A 16,326-nucleotide genomic window follows, 5' to 3' on the forward strand; every position below is an offset into this window, starting at 1 on the left:
CGTTACCAATCCGGGACGATAACGTGGGAAGGGACGAGGACAAATGCTCAAGCAGCAAAACACCCCGATTGCGCCTGAGGCCGAGCTGAACCAGCCATCGCTGGAGCAGATGGTCCGCAGCCGCGTCATTCCGCAGTTGCTGCAATTGCATGACAGTGGGGACGTGCTGCCGGAGACGGATGGCCTGATCGATGTGCTCCTCGTGGGTGGCAGTGGCATGGAACAAGCCTCGGCCGCCATGCAGCGCGGTATCGGCTACGAGACCATCATGCTCAGCCTGCTCGCACCTGCCGCGCGCGCCCTGAATACATTGTGGGAGCAGGATCGCTGCTCCTTTGCCACCGTCACCCTGGCCATGTGGCGCCTGCGCAGCCTGATGCGGCGCTTGGGTGAGGACCATCCTGACCCACTCACCTCCGCCCATCCCGAACGTATCGTGCTGATCTCCACCCTGCCCGGTGAGCAACATGATTTCGGCGCGGCCATGGTGTCCGAATTCTTCCGCCGCGATGGCTGGCTGTCACAGCATATCAGGCCCACGACCATTGATGATCTGGTGCGCGAGGTTGACGCGGCGAGGCCGGCGCTGCTCGGCCTGTCCATCGGCCAGACCGAGGGGCTTGGGCTGCTGCGCAAGAGCATCGCCGCCGTCAGGCGCGCCATGCGGCGCCACGCGCCAGCCATCATGGTGGGTGGTGCGGCACTGAGCATCGACCCTGAACTTTCCGCCCGTTCGGGCGCCGATGGCTGCTCGCTGGACGCCCGCACGGCGTTGAGCCTGGCCGCGCGCCTAGTGGATGAGCGGGCGAATCGTTTCCCCAGCAGCCGAATCGGCCAAACCTCACGAAAGGACAAATTTGTCGGGCTTCCAAACTCCCCCGGGGGCGTTTTTGAGCCTGGACCCGCAGACCACCGCGCATTTGGTCGCGGCCGCGGCTGACATCACCTTCGTGCTGGGTGCCACCGGCATGATCGAAGATGTGGCATTCGGCTCCAGCGAGCTTGCCCCTGCCTTTGCAGGGATGCGCAATTGGGTCGGCCGGGACTGGGCCGAGACAACAACCCCCGACAGCCAGGGCAAGGCCCGCGAAATTCTGGCTGAGGCCGGCACCGGTGCTGCGCGCGCGCGCCACGTCAACCAGCAGGCGCCGAATGGGCCGGCGGTGGCTTTGATGTGCACCGCGGCGCGCACCGCGCGCGGCCATACGGTGATATTTGGCCGCGATCTGCGGCCACTGAGCAGTTTGCAGCAGCAATTGATGGAGGCGCTGCAGGCGGTTGAGCGTGATTACGGCCGGCTGCGGCAGATGGAGACGCGCTACCGCGTGTTGTTCCAGATGTCGGCCGAGCCTGTGCTGCTGGCCGATACCGCCACGCTGCGGATCACCGAGAGCAATCTTGCGGCCGATCGCGCCATCGCCCTATTGCCCGGCAGTGCCGCCAATCGCAGCCTGACCGATCTCTTCGATCCCTCCGCGGGCCCCAGGCTGCAGGCGCTGTTGAGCCAGGCCCGCGCCGCCGGCCGGGCGGAGGATGTGCCGCTGCGCATGGCGGGGGGTGTGCGCGATGTGCTCGTCTCCGCCTCCATGCTGCGTTACGACGACAACAGCTTTTTCATGCTCCGCCTGGCCACCGGGCAGGCGCCTGAGATGCGCCTGCCGGGGGGGGAGGCGCGGCTATCCTCCTTTCTCTCGGTGGCACCTGATGGCGTGGTGGTGACCAGCGGCGATGGCAGCATGCTGGCGGCCAACCCTGCCTTCCTGGCCATGGCGGAATTATCGAGTTTCGGCGAGGCGAATGGTGAAAATCTTGGCCGCTTCCTGGGCCGGCAGGAGGTCGAGCTTGATGTGCTGATCGCCAATCTGCGGATGCGCGGGCCGGTGCGCCTGCTGCAAACCGCGCTGCGGGGCGCCTTGGGAAGCACGTCGCAGGTTGAGGTTTCGGCGGCCGAAATGGCGGGCCAGGGCCAGCCGGCCTATGGTTTTGCGATTCGCGATGTGGGTCCACGCATTGGTGGCAGCAACACCGCGCGCGGCGACGGCATGCCCGCACCGGCGGCCAATCTGGCCGAATTGGTAGGCCGTGTGCCGCTGCGCGAACTCGTGCGCGACGCGACCGATGTGATCGAGAAAATGGCCATCGAGGCCGCCCTCGAGCTGTCATCCGACAACCGCGCCTTGGCGGCAGAAATGCTCGGCCTGTCGCGGCAATCGCTCTATGTCAAATTGCGCCGCTTCAATATCGGCGGCGCCGAGCACAGCGAGGAAGAGGCCTGATGTCGGACCATGCCATGCAAAGGCTGGCCCCCTCGGCCGTGCTGGAACTGCTCAAGCCCGTCACCTGGTTCCCGCCATGCTGGGCCTTTCTCTGCGGCGTGGTCTCGGCCGGCGTGCCGCTGCATACCCATCCCGGTGAGATCGCGCTCGGCGTGCTGCTCTGCGGGCCTATGGTCTGCGCCACATCGCAGGCGATCAATGATTGGCATGACCGTCATGTCGATGCGATCAATGAGCCCAATCGGCCGATCCCCTCGGGCCGCATCCCCGGCCAATGGGGGCTTTATATCGCCTGGATCTGGGCTGGGCTTTCCATGCTGGTGGCAGCGGCGCTGGGCCCGGTGGTGATGGCGGCAACCGTATTGGGCCTGATCTTTGCCTGGGCCTATAGCGCGCCGCCGCTGCGGCTGAAGCTCAATGGCTGGTTGGGCAATGCGGCCTGTGGGCTGTGCTATGAGGGGCTGGCATGGGTCACCGGGGCTGCGGTGATGCTCAATGGCGCGCTGCCCTCGGCCGAGGTGTTCTGGCTGGCCGGCCTTTATAGCGTCGGCACCATCGGCATCATGGTGCTGAATGATTTCAAGTCGATCGAGGGTGATCGGGTGATGGGCGTGGCCTCGTTACCGGTCCAACTCGGGCCCGAGCGCGCGGCGCGGGTGGCCTGCTGGTTCATGCTGGTGCCACAGGCAGTGGTGGTGGGGCTGCTCATCAACTGGGGGCTGCCATGGGCGGCGCCGCTGATCATTGTGCTGATGGTGGCGCAACTCGCTTGCATCCCGCGCCTGCTGCGTGACCCGCGCGCCCAGGCGCCCTGGTACAATGCCACTGGTGTGGGGCTTTCGGTGCTGGGCATGATGGTCTGTGCGGTGGCGCTGCGATGGCTGTGACAATGGCTCCACGCCTGGCCTGCGGCGCGCCCGGCCTGTCCTGGTTCGGCATTTTCCGGCTCGGTCTGGTGCAGACGGCGCTGGGCGGGGTGGTGGTGCTCTGCACCTCGACCATCAACCGGGCGATGGTGGTGGAGCTGGCCCTGCCGGCCACGCTGCCCGGCCTATTGGTCGCGCTGCATTACGCCATGCAGATGCTGCGGCCACGGATGGGCCATGGCTCGGATGCCGGTGGGCGGCGCACGCCATGGATCATTGGTGGGATGGCGGTGCTGGCGCTGGGCGGGGCGGGTGCCGGCTTCGCCACCGCCCTGATGGAGGAGCATTTCGCGCTTGGTCTCATCATGGCCGTATCCGCTTTCGTGATGATCGGCGCGGGTGTGGGTGCGGCTGGTACGTCCCTGCTCACGCTGCTGGCGGGCGAGGTGGCGCCGGCCCGACGCGCCGCGGCGGGCACCATCGTATGGCTGATGATGATCATGGGCTTTGCCATCACCGCCGGGATTGCCGGGCGGCTGCTGGACCCCTTCTCGCCCGAGCGGCTTTTTGCCGTGGTGGGCGGGCTTTCCGCCGCTGCCTTCGTGCTGGCGAGCCTTTCCGTGCTGGGCATTGAGCGGCATGTGCCGCGCCCGGCTGAGCGGCGGGAGGTGGATTTCCGTGCCGCCCTGGCCAGTGTATGGGCCGAGCCCGCGGCGCGGCAATTCACCATCTTCGTGTTCATTTCGATGCTGGCCTATAGCGCGGCAGACCTGATCCTGGAGCCCTTCGCCGGCGAGGTGTTTGGCCTCTCCATCGGCCAATCCACAGCCCTTGCCGGGCAGCAGAATGCCGGTACGGCGCTGGGGATGGCGTTGGTGGGGCTGATGGGCAGCCTGTTTGCCGGGCGGGCATTGGGCTCATTGCGCGGCTGGCGGGTGGTGGGGTGCATCGCCTCGGCGCTGATGCTGGTGCTGCTGGCGGGCGCGCGCCCCGGTTTCCCGCTGGGGGCGGGTTTCTTTCTGCTCGGCGTTGGCAATGGCGCCTTCGCCGCTGCGGCCATTGCCTCGATGATGCAACTCGCCGGCCGTGAGGGCGAGGAGCGTGCGGGCATGCGCATGGGCCTGTGGGGGGCGGCGCAGGCCATCGCCTTTGGCCTGGGCGGGCTGGCCGGCACCGTGCTCTGCGACATTGGCCGCGCCGTGACCGGCGAGGCCTCCACCGCCTATTCCATGGTCTTCATTGTGGAGGCCCTGCTCTTCATCGCCTCGGCCGTTCTGGCCTGGCGCATCGGCGCGACGGCGCGCCCAATCATCGGTAAGGAAGCACAAGCATGACCGAAATTTTCGACGTTGTTGTCGTCGGTGGTGGGCCATCGGGCGCCACGGCGGCGGATGATCTGGCCCGTGCCGGCCGGCATGTCCTGTTGCTCGACCGCGCAGGGCGCATCAAGCCCTGCGGCGGTGCCATTCCGCCTCGGGCGATTCGTGACTTCCAGATCCCCGACGAGCAGATCGTGGCGCGCATCAATTGCGCCCGGATCGTCGCGCCGTCGAAGAAATGGGTCGATATGCCGGTGGAAAATGGCTATGTCGGCATGGTCGATCGCGAGCATTTTGACGAATGGCTGCGCGCGCGCGCAGCCGAACATGGTGCCGACTGGCGGCGCGGCAATTTCGAATCGATCAGCCGTGATGCCGATGGCCTTTCGGTGATCGAATATACCCCCAAGGGTTCGGAAGAGGTGGTGCGGGTGCGCGCACGCTGCGTGATCGGCGCCGATGGCGCACGCAGCAAGGTGGCCAAACAGGCCCTGCCCGACCAGCCAGTGCCCAAATGCGTCTACGCCTATCATGAGATCGTGGCCGCACCGCAGGATAGCGACTGGGACGGCAAACGCTGCGACGTGATCTATGAGGGCAAATACTCGCCCGATTTCTACTCCTGGGTCTTTCCCCATGGCAGCACCGCCTCGATCGGCACGGGCAGTGCCAATAAGGGTTTTTCCCTGCGTGGTTCGATTGGCACCCTGCGCGCGAGCATGGGAATGGATGGCTGGCACACCATCCGCCGCGAGGGTGCGCCAATTCCGCTCAAGCCGCTGAAGCGATGGGACAATGGCCGCGATGTGGTGCTGGCGGGCGATGCAGCGGGCGTGGTTGCCCCAGCATCGGGTGAGGGCATTTACTACGCCATGCTGGGTGGCCGCCTGGCCGCGCTGGCGGCAGAAAAGCTGCTGGAGACCGGTGATGTCCGGGCGCTGAAAATGGCGCGAAAATTGTTCATGAAGGACCATGGCCAGGTGTTCCTGGTGCTTGGCATCATGCAATTGTTTTGGTACCGTAATGACTGGACACGGGAGCGTTTCGTGAAAATGTGCAAAGACCCTGATGTCCAGCGCCTGACCTGGGAGGGATACATGAATAAGAAACTTGTCCGCAGAGACCCGCTGGCGCATGCAAAGATATTCTTCAAGGACACGGCACAACTCCTGGGGCTGACACGGGCATGAGCGAGACATCAGAACGGACGCGACTCGACACCGCAGCCCAACACGACACGGGCTCCATGGTGCGCCCGCATCATCGCAACCTGCCGATGATGGTGGGCACCCGCGCCTCGCCACTCGCACTATACCAGACCCGGCATTTCCTCAGCCTGATCACGCGCTTCTGCCCCTTGATGCGTGGCCAGGATGCGTTTCAGGAACACCAGATCATCACCTCGGGCGATGCGATCCAGTCGCGCCGCCTGGCCGAGATCGGCGGCAAGGGCCTCTTCGCCAAGGAAATCCATGAGGCGCTGCTGGATGGGCGTTGCGATTTCGCCGTCCATTCGCTGAAGGATCTTGAGACCGAACTGCCCCCCGGCATCGTGCTGGCCTGCGTGCTGGAGCGGGAAGACCCGCGCGATGCCATCATCCTGGGTGCTGGCATGGAGGATGCGATTGATCCTTCCAACCCGCTCGCCGCCCTGCCGCAGGGCGCGCTGATCGGCACCTCCTCGGTGCGGCGTCAGGCGCAGTTGCTGGCAGCTAGGCCGGATCTGCGGATCGGCATGCTGCGCGGCAATGTGCAAACCAGGCTCAGCCGCGTTCATGGCGGCCATGTCAGCGCCACGCTTCTCGCCATCGCCGGCCTCAAGCGGCTCGAGATGGAGCGCGAGGCGGATCTGGTGCTCGAGCCGGAAATCATGGTCCCCGCCGCCTGCCAGGGCATTATCGGTGTGACCGTGCGCGAGGATGATGACGAGCTGCGCGAGATGCTCAGCGCCATCGAGCACAAGCCCTCGCGCATCGTGGCGGATGCCGAGCGGGCGCTGCTGGGGGCGCTTGATGGCTCCTGCCGCACGCCGATCGGCGCCTATGCCCGTCTGCTGCCGGACAACCAATTGCGGCTGACCGGGCTGATCGCCCGCGCGGATGGAAGCTTCATCCTCAAGCGCGAAGTGGTGGGCCAGGCCCGCGATGCGGCGCTGCTGGGCCGGGAGTTGGGCCTGGAATTGGGCGCGGATAGCCCGGCGGATGTGTTTGGCTGAACGGGCGGCAGGGGGCGCGCCGAGTTGCCCCCTGCCCCGCCCGCGTCAACGCCGCCAGGCGAGATTGGCCATGACACTACAGGCCAAAATAACCACCGCCATGGGCAGGCCCGAGGCATCATGCCACGCTCCCCAGCACCGCCCCGGCCAGGCCACCCAGGCCGAATTGCAAAGTGCCCAGCAGCGCCGATGCCGTGCCCGCCAATGCGGCGAAATGCGCCATGCCCAGCACCGTGCCCAATGGCAGCACCACCCCCAGCATGGCGATATAGGCAAAGAGGCACAGGAAGATCACCGCAAAGCCCTGGCCTAGCCAGGTGGCTATTACGAGGCCCAGCGCGGCCACAGCCATGGCCCGCAGCATGCGGGTGAAGACCACCTCCCGCCCCCAGCGCTCAGCCAGCCAGCCCGAGGCCTGGCTGCCAGCGATGATCCCGGCCGCATTGATGCCGAACCAAATGCCATATTGGCCTGGGGCGATGCCGTGCACCTCCATGAAGACAGCGGGCGATCCGGCGATATAGGCGAACATGCCGGCAATGGCGCAACCTGACGCCAAGCCCGGGCGCAGCAGAAAACGCCCATCGGCCAGCAGCGCGGCATAGGCGGCCAGAATCGCCCGTGGCCGCTGCCGCAGCCGCCTCTCGGGGGCATGGGTCTCCGGTAGCAGCAGCGCCACCAGCAGCAGCGCTGCAGCGGCGAAAAGCGCCAAAAAGATGAAGATCGCCCGCCAACCCAGCCAGGCGCTGAGCAACCCGCCCATAAAGGGCGCCAAGATCGGCGCCACGCCCATGATCAGCATGAGCCGGCCCATCAGCCGCACCGGGTCACGCAAATGCGCCACATCGCGCACCACGGCGCGCGCCACCACCATGCCGGCACAGCCACCCAGCGCCTGAACGAACCGCAGCGCCACCATCTGCGGCAGGGTCTGTGCCAGGGCACAGGCCAGCGAGGCCAGCAGAAACAGCCCGACGCCGACAAAAAGCGGCGGGCGGCGGCCAAAGCGGTCGGTCAAGGGGCCATAGATCAACTGGCCCAGCCCCATCCCCACGAAATAGCTGGCGATGGTGAGCTGCGCGCCGCTCGAATCGCTGCCCAGCGCCATGGCCATCTCCGGCAGGGCGGGCAGGTACATGTCGATGGCCAGCGGTGCGAAGGCGGCAAGCAGACCCAGGATGAGCGGAAGCAGGCTCATCGCCCCGCCATCAGCGCCAGCCCCTCCGCCACCGAGGTGAATTCCCCACCGCCGGCCAGCCGCCCCGCGCCAAAACGCGCCTCGAAGATGCGCCGCACCGCGGGCACATAGGCGCTACCGCCGGTGAGGAAGACATGGTCAATCCCGCCATCCCCCAGCCCGGCCTCGCCCAGGGCTGCATCCACCGTGGCGGCGATGCGGGCGAGGTCACGCGCAATCCAGCCCTCGAATTCCTTCCGGGTGATGCGGCGTTGGATGGAAAAGCCGCCATGGCGGAAATCCAGCACCGCCGCCTCATCGGCCGAGAGCGCCGCCTTCACCGCCGCGACGGAACGGTAGAGCGAGAGCCCCTGCTCATCCTCGATCAGCCGGATCAAGGCGGCCAATTGCTCGGGCACGTCCGACAGCCGGGCGACCTCGGCGATGTCACGCAACTGCCGGGGGCTGCGCATCTGCGCCAGGCGATGCCATCGGGCAAAGCCGGCAAAGAAGGCTACAGGCACCGGCAGCGCCTGTTCGATCACCCGGTAATGCCCGCCCTGCCCCAACAGCGGCGCCACCGCATGGCGCAGGATGGCGGCGTCAAAATCATCGCCAGCGATGCCAATGCCGGCATGGCCGAGGGCTTGGGTCGGCGCGCCTGGGGCAAAGCGCAGCACCGAGAAATCGCTGGTGCCGCCGCCAAAATCCCCCACCAGCACATGGGCGGGCGCATTGAGGCCACGGGCGAAACGATGCCCCGCCGCCTCAGGCTCGGCCACCAGGCGCAGATCGGTGATGCCCGCAGCCCGGAAGGCCGCTCTCAGCCGCTGCTCGGCGAGCGCGTCATCCGCGCCCTCTCCCACAAAGCGCACCGGCCGTCCGGCCACCACGGCAGAACCCGGCGGCACGCCCGCCTCACGCAGCAAATGCCCCAGGAACAGGCCGACCAGCTCCTCCAGCTCCAGCACCCGGCCGAAGACCAGCGTGTCGCGCAGGCTGCGCTGGCCGAGATGGCTCTTCAGCGACATCATCAGCCGGCAGGCACCAGGGTCATCAAGATAGGCCTCCATGGCGGCGGGGCCGGCCATATGGGCGCGCCATGAGCCCTGGAAACAGAGGATGGAGCGGAATACCTCGCCAGTGGCGTGGCGGGCCACGCTTACGCCATCGGCGCCCAGGCGGGCGACCACGCTATTGGTGGTGCCGAAATCAATTCCAAAGGCCGGTTCATGCTGCATTGCAACGGGCTTGAGCATGCCCGGGGGCGGCTGTCGATGGCCCGAGGGGTTGTCGGCTGCCATGCTGCCATGCTGTCTCTGCTGTCATGCGAATCTATCTGGCCGGGCCGGACGTCTTCTACCCCGATGCTCTGGCCCGCGCCGGCGCCATGAAGGCCGCCTGCGCCCGATTTGGAATGCTGGGCGTGTTTCCGCTCGACCCGGCCCCAGCCGAGGCCCTCCTTGCCGCCGAAGCGCCAGAATGGCTGCGCATCCATGCCGCCAATGAGGCGCATATTCGCAGCTGCGACGCGATGGTGGCCAATATCACCCCCTTTCGCGGCGCCTCGGCCGACCCAGGCACCGCCTGGGAGATGGGTTTTATGCGCGCGTTGGGGCGGCCCGTGGTGGCCTGGACCGAGGTGCTGCAGGATTACAGCGCCCGTATCGCCCCCGATGGGCTGGCGGTGGAGGATTTTGGCCTGGCGGATAATCTGATGCTGGAGGGAGGCATTGCGCTTTCGGGCGGCGTGGTGATGCGCGGGCATGCGGCCTTTGAGCGCTGCCTGGCCTGGTTGGGGCGGCGATAGCAGGGCTGCGCGGGCCTCAGCGCCGCCGCCACGCCAGGGCCAGCCATGCCAGATGCGCCGGCAGCGCCAGGCTGAGCCACAGCGCCACCCACCACCAGGCCTGGCCGGTCAGCGCAGCGCGCAGCGCCAATGCCAGGAAAGCCCCCGAGCCGAGAAAGGCGAGCAGCGGCCAGGGCGGCACCCCCTGCCCGCGCCGCCACCATAGGCCGAGCAACACCACGGCCTCGATCGCGAGCACCAGGAGCAGCAGCGTCGCCACATGGCCGCTGGCAAACAAATCATTCATCAAACGCTCCTTTCAGCCGGTTGATGGCCAGATCAAGCCAGCGCGATCGATGCCGCGATGCGCGCCGGCTAAGACCGAAAGCGACACCACCACCACCGCCAGCATCGTCCAATATGGCCGCTGAAGCGAGACGAGGGGCTGGCCCAAACGCATGTACAGCCCGCCATTCAACAAACAAGGCGCCGGCAAAAGGCGAGGCTATGCCACTGCTTCAGCGCCGCGCCATCACGGCATGTCGCATCATCGGTGAGGGGTAGGAGGCCCTTCAGGCCGGGTTGATCGGGCCGAATATGCCCCACGCGCAGGTGACAAATATGACCTTCGGGGCAGCCAGGCAGACATCACGCGGCCGGCCTTTCTTAATCTTGCACCCGCAGAGGCTTGACGGAGCCCTTGTCAGTATAAATACATCTTCAAGAGTGTCGTCCATCGGAGGAATTTATTATGCGCTTTCCCGCTATCGCTCTTTTCGCTGCGGCTATGTCCGTGGCCCCTCTCATGCCCGCCGCCGCACAGGATGGTGATGCCGAGGCCGGCCGCCGGGTCTTCGCCCAGTGCCGCGCCTGCCACATCGTCGACAATACGCCGCGCAACACTGTCGGCCCGAATCTGGGTGGCCTATGGGGTCGTCAGGCTGGCGCGCGTGAGGGTTTCCGTTATTCGGCCAATATGACCGCCCTCGGCGCCGCCGGGTATGTCTGGAACGAGGCCAATCTGCGGGCCTATCTGACCAACCCCAAGGCGGTCGCGCCGCAGGGCAGCATGGCCTTTGCCGGCATTAGCAACCCTGAGCAATTGACCAACCTGGTCGCCTATCTGCGCGCCAATACCCAGCCGCAATAAGCCCATCGGCGCCAGTCCCGGCCCGGGGCTGGCGCTACCATTGCCCAGGCGAAGTTGAAGGGAGTTGGGGGGTATCGGGGCGCCCGGATTCGAACCGAGGACCTTCTGCTCCCAAAGCAGACGCGCTACCAGACTGTGCTACGCCCCGCACGCGGCCGCACCCTATGAGCGCTGTCGCCACCGCGCAAGCCGTCTGATCAATCCTGATAGAGACGGGTGACCTCGGCCGAGTAGCCGGCGAGCGGGCGAGGGCGCGCGACACGACGGGCTGCCATGCCAATCAAGGCGGCGGCGAGGCGCACGGCCGCGGCCGTGCCATCCACCAGCGGCACCGCCACATGCGGCTGCAAACGGGCAGCGACACCGGCCAAGGGCCCGCCGGCCAGGATCACCGCTTCAGCGCCATCCAGTTCCACCGATTGGCGGACCAGGTCCAGCAATAGCGCCTGGCGCTCTTCGGCCACGCTGCCAGGGTCGCCGGAGAAACCCGGCCCCATGCGGAAACCGGCACAACGTGCGCGCAGGCCGTGATGGTCCAGGCAATCCTCGAACATGGGCTGCAGCGCGGCGGTGAAGCTGACCACGCCGAATCGCCGGCCCAACATGCTGGCGGCGTGGAAGGCGGCCTCGCTGATGCCCAGCACCGGCACGCCCAGCAATTCCTTCGCCGCATCGAGCCCCGGATCACCGAAACAGGCGATGACGGCGGCATCATACTCGCCCTGATGTGCCGCGAGCGCCGCCAAGGTGGCAGGCCCGGCCACCAGCCAATCGGCGCGGGTGACGATCAGCGGCAGGCCAAAGGGCGCGCTGACGGTATGGACCGACACGCCTTCGGGGCAGGCGGCCTCCGCGGCTAGGGCGATGCGGGCGGTGACCGCCTCGGTGGTGTTGCTGTTCACGACGAGAATCTTGGGCATTGACAAGTTTCGCACCAAAGCGGGTTGTTGCCCAAGCCCACCCGCCTGTACAAACGTTTGATGGCTCCAGAAGCTCCCTCTCAGCCGAGCCCGGCCTCTGTGCCGGACGAAGCCGCCGCCAAACTTGGCCGTGGGGCATCGCTGCTCGGCCGCATCGGCGTGCGCGCCTTCATCATTGTGCTTCTGATGCTGGCAGCATTGGGGGCGCTGGCGGGAAATGGCCTGCAGATTCTCGCGCAGCAGAACACCATCATCGAACAACTGGGTGTGCGTGACCGTGTGTCCATCGACGCCGAGAACGCCTTCTCCACGCCGGTTGCCGATTTTTCTTCGGCATTCTCGGCGGTGATGGCCGGCGCCCTGCCACCAACGGTGACCGCACCTCGTATGCTGCGCAATGCGCAGGAGATTATCCGCGGCTTCGAGGCGCTCGATACGCTGCTGGGCGGCAGGCTAGACCCGGTGCTGATCGGCGGCGCGCGCGATATGGCCAGCAATATGGCCGCCCTGGGTGAGAAGGTGCGTGACGCATTCGCCCGGCGCGACCGCAGCGCCTATAATGGGTTGCAGGAAGAGTGGCTGGATATCCAAGTCGCCTTTAACCGTGTCATCAGCGCGGTGCGGAATTTGGTGCGCGCCGACCAGCAGGCCAGCCTGCAGCGTGCCAGGGAGCAGGCCGAGGCCGGGCAGCGGACCACGCTGATCGCCGGCGGTGCCGGGCTGCTGGGCGTGCTGCTCACCTGGCTCGTGCTGGTGCAATTGACCGCAAGGCCGCTCACCCGGGTGGCGCGCGCCATGCAGGGCCTCTCCCGCGGGGACGCAGCAACCGACGTGCCCGAGACCGGCCGCGCCGACCAGGTGGGCGAGATGGCGCGTGCGGTGGGGGTGTTCAAATCCAATTTGCAGGCCACCCACGCCATGGCCGCTCAGGCGCTGGATGGTGCGAGGCGCACGGCGCGCGCCACCTCTGAGGCCTCGCAGGCTATCGGCCAGGTGAGCGAGGGCGCCCTCGCCCAGCTTTCCGAACTGCGTGAGGTGGGTGCGGCGCTCAGCCAGACCACAGCGGCGATCGGCGAAGTCAGCCGCACCACCGCCACCGCACAGGTGCAGGCCGAGGAGGCCAGGCTTCTGGTGGTGGGCAGCGTGGAGAAGGTGCGCGCCCTGACCGAGACCGTCGATGCCGTGGGTGAGGACACCGAACGCGTCACCCGCATTGCCGGCACCATCGCCAAAATCGCGACGCAGACCAATATCCTGGCGATCAATGCCGCCATCGAGGCGGCACGGGCCGGTGAGCATGGCCGCGGCCTTTCCGTGGTGGCGGAGGAAGTCCGCGCCCTGGCGGCCAATACCGAGACGCTCGCACAGGAGATCGCCGATGTGGTCCTCATGGCCGGCCGGCGCACGCGCGAGGGTGCGGGCGTGGCCGCGGCGGTGGGCGAGTCGATGGATCTGCTGGAGGCGCTGGTGAGCGAGTCTGCCCGCCTCGCAGGGGCTATTGCCGTGGCCATGGAAGAACAACAGGCAACCGTGGGCGGTCTCGATGAGCGGATGGTGACCCTCACCCGCATCGGCCAGGCCAGCGCCACGGCGGCAGAGGAGCTTACTATCACCATGATCGATCTGAGCCGGATGGCATCCGAGACGCGGGTTGCCGCCGAAAATCTGGCGCGCGGCAATGGTTGAGGCCGCAATCCTCGTCATTGACGATAGCGGCTTCAACCGGTTGCTACTGAAGCGGCGGCTGAGCGAGCTGGGCTACGCGGAACCCGATATGGCCGAAGATGGCCAGCAGGGCCTGGAGGCGATTGCGGCGAAGAAATTCGACTGCGTGCTGCTGGACCTGGAAATGCCGGTGCTGGGCGGCATCGGCGTGCTGGAGGCCCTGCGGGAGATGGCCGATGCACCGCCGGTGATCGTGATCTCGGCGCATACCGAGATGAGCGGGGTGATCCGCTGCATCGAACTCGGCGCCGAGGATTACCTGCCCAAGAGCTTCGACCCGCCGCTGCTGCGCGCCAGGCTCTCCGCCGTACTGGAGAAGAAGCGGCTGCGGGACCTCGCAGCCCAGCGGCTGGCGGCGCTGGAGGCGGAGTTGGAGAGTGCCCGCAACGCCCAGCTCAGCTTGGTGCCGCGCAACCCTGCTCGCCTGGGCCAGGGCCGCATCACCCTCTCCGCGCATATGGAACCCGCCCGCCAGGTGGGCGGTGATCTCTATGACATTATCGCCGTCGATAGCCGGACGCTGCTTTTTGCCGTGGCTGATGTGGCGGGCAAGGGAGCGCCGGCCGGGCTGACCATGGCGCGCACCGTGGGGCTGCTGCGCAGCGCTGCGCGCATCGCCATGGAAGCCGGCACCCGGCCCGATCCGGCCGAGCTGCTGCGAATCGCCAATGATGATCTGGCGTCCGAAAACCCCGATATGACCTTCGTGACCGCGGCTCTGGGCGTGATCGACAGCGAAACCGGCGAGGGCAGCATGGCGCTGGCGGGCCATGATGCGCCCTATATTCTCTCGGGCGCTGCTGTGCGCGTGGCCGAGGGCCTGGCGGTTAATCCGGCGCTGGGGGTGATGGATGGGCTGGCCTATTCCGCCACCCGCTTCACCCTCGCCCCCGGCGAGAGCCTGATCCTCTACACCGATGGCATCCCGGAGGCGGAAGATGCCGGCCAAGAGTTCTATGGCCGCAGCCGCTTCGAGGCGGCGCTGATGGCCCATCGCGGCGATGCGCCGGCTGCGGTGCAGGCTGGGGTGCTGGAAAGCCTGGCAGGCTTCACCCGGGGCGCGCCTCCGGCCGATGACGTCACCATAATGGTGCTGCGTTTCGGCTGAGCCGCAGCATCGATTTGCAAGAGTTGCCAGCCTGGGCATGCAACCCTGCCCAGGGCTGCGGCTGATACGCGCAAACGGCCCGCAAAATGCCAAGGATGGGGTAAACATGGCTTCCGTGACCATCATCGGGCGGGCTAGGATCGCGCTATGCAATTGACAATGCCCGAGGAGATCATGCTCCTCCTTCTCGATGACCGCACCGGCCGCCCGGTGGGGTTGCCCCCACCCGCCGCGGATTTCGCCATTGCCGGCGCGGTGCTTATGGAATTGTCGCTCCATGGACGGATCGACACCGACCTCGCGCAGTTGATCGTCAGCAACAGCCAACCGACCGGTGATGCGGTGCTCGACGAGGCGCTCGCCCAGATGGCCGCCAAGCCGGGCGAGGATAGCCGGTTTTGGCTGGGCGAGATCGGCTCACGCGGAGAGAAGCTGCGTGACGCCCTGCTCAACCGCCTGGTGCAGAGCGGCGTGCTGAAGTTGGAGGAGGGCCGTTTCCTCTGGGTCTTCCCCGACCGGCGCTACCCCAAGGCGGCTGAAGGCACTGCCGAGGTGAAGGAAGTGCGCCGCCGCCTGCGTGACATCATCCTCTCGGGCGATATCCCCGACCCGCGTGACGCGCTGATGATAGGCCTGTGCCGGGCAACCGGGCTGGTGCCGCTGTTGCTCACCCCGCCTGAATTGGAGGAGACGGTCAGCCGGGTCGACCAGATCGCCGATCTGGAGGAACTTAATCGTTCGCTGGCTGAGGTGATTCGCCAGCTTCAGGCGTCGATGGTGGCCTTCACCGGGCTGGCCTGACAGGCTTTGCGGGCGGCGAATGGCCGCGGTTTTTCGCGCGGCCGGCGAGGGGTGGATCAGGCGTAGGCAGGCTGAGCAAGGGCTGGGCATTTCATCGCCTTGCACCGCGCGCAGCCTAGCCCTGGGCAATTGACCGCAAGAGCGGCTTCCGCAACATGGTTGCGAGATACAAGGAGCCGATCATGCCCACCGAACATCGTATTCCCGCAACGCCCGAGACCATCCGCTGGGGCGCCTTTGACGCCAGCTTCAAGCCGGTGCTGGAGGTGGAGAGCGGTGACCTGGTTGTGCTAGAATGCGTCTCCGGCGTCCCCGATGGCATGCCCGATCCGTCGACCGGCATGCTGGTCCCCCCGGCGCTGGCCGCCATCCACGCCGCCAAGCCACCGCGTCTGGGCCCGCATATCCTGACCGGCCCCGTGGCGGTGAAGGGCGCCATGCCCGGCGATGTGCTGCGCGTGGACATCGAAAAAATCGAACTGGGCTGCGATTGGGGTTTTTGTGGCTTCCGCCCGCTCGGTGGCACCCTGCCCGAGGACTTCCCCTATAAGCGCATGCTGCATATTCCGGTGGATCGCGAAAAGCGCATCGGCCATATCCCGATGGGCCCGGGCATTGCCCTGCCGCTCTCGCCCTTTTTCGGCGTGATGGGCGTGGCGCCGCCGGCGGAATGGGGTGCCATTTCCACCAAGGAGCCACGCGCCCATGGCGGCAATCTCGACAATAAGGAAATCGGTGAGGGTGCCACCCTGTTTCTGCCGGTGCATGTGGCGGGCGGGCTGTTCTCGGCCGGTGATGGCCATGGCGTGCAGGGCGATGGCGAGGTGTGCATCAATGCGCTGGAAATGTGCCTGACCGGGCATTTCCGCTTCACCCTGCTCAAGGATGAAAAGCTGCTCTACCCCCGTGCCGAGACGCCGACGCATTACATCACCATGGGGATGCATGAGGATCTGGACGAGGCGATGAAGAAGGCGCTG

At 66.7% G+C, this 16,326-nt stretch carries 17 protein-coding genes and 1 tRNA gene; 12 read left to right on the plus strand and 6 right to left on the minus strand.

Annotated elements, in window-relative coordinates; genetic code table 11:
* Positions 1 to 43: 43 nt before the first annotated feature.
* From ABWP84_RS06245 to hemC, 6 genes are read left to right on the plus strand one after another with little or no spacing between them, the layout of a single operon-like run.
* Positions 44 to 940 carry a cobalamin B12-binding domain-containing protein gene (locus ABWP84_RS06245; RefSeq protein ID WP_353211146.1) on the plus strand — a complete coding sequence of 299 codons (897 nt, stop codon included), beginning with the start codon at positions 44 to 46 and terminating at the stop codon, positions 938 to 940.
* Positions 891 to 2,276: a transcriptional regulator PpsR gene (gene ppsR, locus ABWP84_RS06250; RefSeq protein ID WP_353211147.1), complete on the plus strand. Its 1,386-nt coding sequence runs from the start codon at positions 891 to 893 to the stop codon at positions 2,274 to 2,276. The genes ABWP84_RS06245 and ppsR overlap by 50 nt, the downstream gene beginning before the upstream one ends.
* The gene (chlG, locus tag ABWP84_RS06255; protein WP_353211148.1) at positions 2,276 to 3,163 is read left to right on the plus strand and encodes a chlorophyll synthase ChlG; all 888 of its coding nucleotides are present in this window, start codon (positions 2,276 to 2,278) and stop codon (positions 3,161 to 3,163) included. Before ppsR ends, chlG begins: the two co-directional genes overlap by 1 nt.
* Positions 3,164 to 3,165: 2 nt before the next feature.
* Complete coding sequence (locus ABWP84_RS06260; RefSeq protein ID WP_353211149.1) at positions 3,166 to 4,476, plus strand: BCD family MFS transporter; 1,311 nt, start codon at positions 3,166 to 3,168, stop codon at positions 4,474 to 4,476.
* Positions 4,473 to 5,651, plus strand: a complete 1,179-nt coding sequence (locus ABWP84_RS06265) for a geranylgeranyl diphosphate reductase (RefSeq protein ID WP_353211150.1) — start codon at positions 4,473 to 4,475, stop codon at positions 5,649 to 5,651. Before ABWP84_RS06260 ends, ABWP84_RS06265 begins: the two co-directional genes overlap by 4 nt.
* A 56-nt stretch (positions 5,652 to 5,707) precedes the next feature.
* On the plus strand, positions 5,708 to 6,676 hold the full coding sequence (hemC, locus tag ABWP84_RS06270; protein WP_353211163.1) for a hydroxymethylbilane synthase: 969 nt from the start codon (positions 5,708 to 5,710) through the stop codon (positions 6,674 to 6,676).
* A gap of 118 nt (positions 6,677 to 6,794) precedes the next feature.
* On the opposite strand, the gene ABWP84_RS06275 is transcribed toward hemC, so the two are convergent.
* Positions 6,795 to 7,874, minus strand: a complete 1,080-nt coding sequence (locus ABWP84_RS06275; RefSeq protein ID WP_353211151.1) for a Bcr/CflA family efflux MFS transporter — start codon at positions 7,872 to 7,874, stop codon at positions 6,795 to 6,797.
* Complete coding sequence (locus ABWP84_RS06280) at positions 7,871 to 9,094, minus strand: Hsp70 family protein (protein ID WP_353211152.1); 1,224 nt, start codon at positions 9,092 to 9,094, stop codon at positions 7,871 to 7,873. The genes ABWP84_RS06275 and ABWP84_RS06280 overlap by 4 nt, the downstream gene beginning before the upstream one ends.
* Before the next feature lie 86 nt (positions 9,095 to 9,180).
* Here ABWP84_RS06280 and ABWP84_RS06285 point away from each other — a divergent pair, with 86 nt between their 5' ends.
* Positions 9,181 to 9,663: a nucleoside 2-deoxyribosyltransferase gene (locus ABWP84_RS06285; protein ID WP_353211153.1), complete on the plus strand. Its 483-nt coding sequence runs from the start codon at positions 9,181 to 9,183 to the stop codon at positions 9,661 to 9,663.
* 16 nt (positions 9,664 to 9,679) lie between these two features.
* Here ABWP84_RS06285 and ABWP84_RS06290 read toward each other — a convergent pair whose 3' ends face one another.
* The gene (locus ABWP84_RS06290) at positions 9,680 to 9,949 is read right to left on the minus strand and encodes a hypothetical protein (protein WP_353211154.1); all 270 of its coding nucleotides are present in this window, start codon (positions 9,947 to 9,949) and stop codon (positions 9,680 to 9,682) included.
* Positions 9,950 to 9,961: 12 nt separating this feature from the next.
* Entirely contained in the window at positions 9,962 to 10,102 is a 141-nt protein-coding gene (locus ABWP84_RS06295; RefSeq protein ID WP_353211155.1) for a hypothetical protein, read from the minus strand.
* A 345-nt stretch (positions 10,103 to 10,447) separates the two neighbouring features.
* Here ABWP84_RS06295 and ABWP84_RS06300 point away from each other — a divergent pair, with 345 nt between their 5' ends.
* Positions 10,448 to 10,792 carry a c-type cytochrome gene (locus tag ABWP84_RS06300; protein WP_353211156.1) on the plus strand — a complete coding sequence of 115 codons (345 nt, stop codon included), beginning with the start codon at positions 10,448 to 10,450 and terminating at the stop codon, positions 10,790 to 10,792.
* A 74-nt stretch (positions 10,793 to 10,866) separates the two neighbouring features.
* Here the strand turns inward: ABWP84_RS06300 and ABWP84_RS06305 are convergent.
* A tRNA-Pro gene (locus ABWP84_RS06305) sits at positions 10,867 to 10,940 on the minus strand.
* Positions 10,941 to 10,989: 49 nt separating this feature from the next.
* A complete protein-coding gene (locus ABWP84_RS06310; protein ID WP_353211157.1) occupies positions 10,990 to 11,712 on the minus strand; it encodes an aspartate/glutamate racemase family protein in 723 nt (240 codons plus the stop codon).
* A 99-nt stretch (positions 11,713 to 11,811) separates the two neighbouring features.
* Between ABWP84_RS06310 and ABWP84_RS06315 the strand changes: the two genes are divergently transcribed.
* The 4 genes from ABWP84_RS06315 to ABWP84_RS06330 form a co-directional block, all read left to right on the plus strand.
* Entirely contained in the window at positions 11,812 to 13,398 is a 1,587-nt protein-coding gene (locus tag ABWP84_RS06315) for a methyl-accepting chemotaxis protein (protein ID WP_353211158.1), read from the plus strand.
* Complete coding sequence (locus ABWP84_RS06320; RefSeq protein ID WP_353211159.1) at positions 13,391 to 14,545, plus strand: SpoIIE family protein phosphatase; 1,155 nt, start codon at positions 13,391 to 13,393, stop codon at positions 14,543 to 14,545. Before ABWP84_RS06315 ends, ABWP84_RS06320 begins: the two co-directional genes overlap by 8 nt.
* Positions 14,546 to 14,692: 147 nt before the next feature.
* Entirely contained in the window at positions 14,693 to 15,346 is a 654-nt protein-coding gene (locus tag ABWP84_RS06325; RefSeq protein ID WP_353211160.1) for a GPP34 family phosphoprotein, read from the plus strand.
* A 182-nt stretch (positions 15,347 to 15,528) separates the two neighbouring features.
* Positions 15,529 to 16,326: acetamidase/formamidase family protein (locus ABWP84_RS06330; protein ID WP_353211161.1), on the plus strand; the 798-nt coding region annotated here is incomplete at its 3' end.

Origin of the sequence: Rhodovarius sp., assembly GCF_040399605.1 — a bacterium.
Classification (GTDB): domain Bacteria; phylum Pseudomonadota; class Alphaproteobacteria; order Acetobacterales; family Acetobacteraceae; genus Rhodovarius; species Rhodovarius crocodyli_A.

What these genes read in the sequence shown, in the direction of transcription:
- hemC (WP_353211163.1), top strand. Translation starts at nt 5,708, where the DNA reads ATGGTGCGCCCGCATCATCGCAACCTGCCGATGATGGTGGGCACCCGC.
- ABWP84_RS06275 (WP_353211151.1), bottom strand. Translation starts at nt 7,874, where the DNA reads ATGAGCCTGCTTCCGCTCATCCTGGGTCTGCTTGCCGCCTTCGCACCG.
- ABWP84_RS06265 (WP_353211150.1), top strand. Translation starts at nt 4,473, where the DNA reads ATGACCGAAATTTTCGACGTTGTTGTCGTCGGTGGTGGGCCATCGGGC.
- ABWP84_RS06295 (WP_353211155.1), bottom strand. Translation starts at nt 10,102, where the DNA reads ATGCGTTTGGGCCAGCCCCTCGTCTCGCTTCAGCGGCCATATTGGACG.
- ABWP84_RS06300 (WP_353211156.1), top strand. Translation starts at nt 10,448, where the DNA reads ATGCCCGCCGCCGCACAGGATGGTGATGCCGAGGCCGGCCGCCGGGTC.
- ABWP84_RS06280 (WP_353211152.1), bottom strand. Translation starts at nt 9,094, where the DNA reads ATGCAGCATGAACCGGCCTTTGGAATTGATTTCGGCACCACCAATAGC.
- ABWP84_RS06290 (WP_353211154.1), bottom strand. Translation starts at nt 9,949, where the DNA reads ATGAATGATTTGTTTGCCAGCGGCCATGTGGCGACGCTGCTGCTCCTG.
- ABWP84_RS06260 (WP_353211149.1), top strand. Translation starts at nt 3,166, where the DNA reads ATGGCTCCACGCCTGGCCTGCGGCGCGCCCGGCCTGTCCTGGTTCGGC.
- ABWP84_RS06325 (WP_353211160.1), top strand. Translation starts at nt 14,693, where the DNA reads ATGCAATTGACAATGCCCGAGGAGATCATGCTCCTCCTTCTCGATGAC.
- ABWP84_RS06285 (WP_353211153.1), top strand. Translation starts at nt 9,181, where the DNA reads ATGCGAATCTATCTGGCCGGGCCGGACGTCTTCTACCCCGATGCTCTG.
- ABWP84_RS06310 (WP_353211157.1), bottom strand. Translation starts at nt 11,712, where the DNA reads ATGCCCAAGATTCTCGTCGTGAACAGCAACACCACCGAGGCGGTCACC.
- chlG (WP_353211148.1), top strand. Translation starts at nt 2,276, where the DNA reads ATGTCGGACCATGCCATGCAAAGGCTGGCCCCCTCGGCCGTGCTGGAA.
- ABWP84_RS06245 (WP_353211146.1), top strand. Translation starts at nt 44, where the DNA reads ATGCTCAAGCAGCAAAACACCCCGATTGCGCCTGAGGCCGAGCTGAAC.
- ABWP84_RS06320 (WP_353211159.1), top strand. Translation starts at nt 13,391, where the DNA reads ATGGTTGAGGCCGCAATCCTCGTCATTGACGATAGCGGCTTCAACCGG.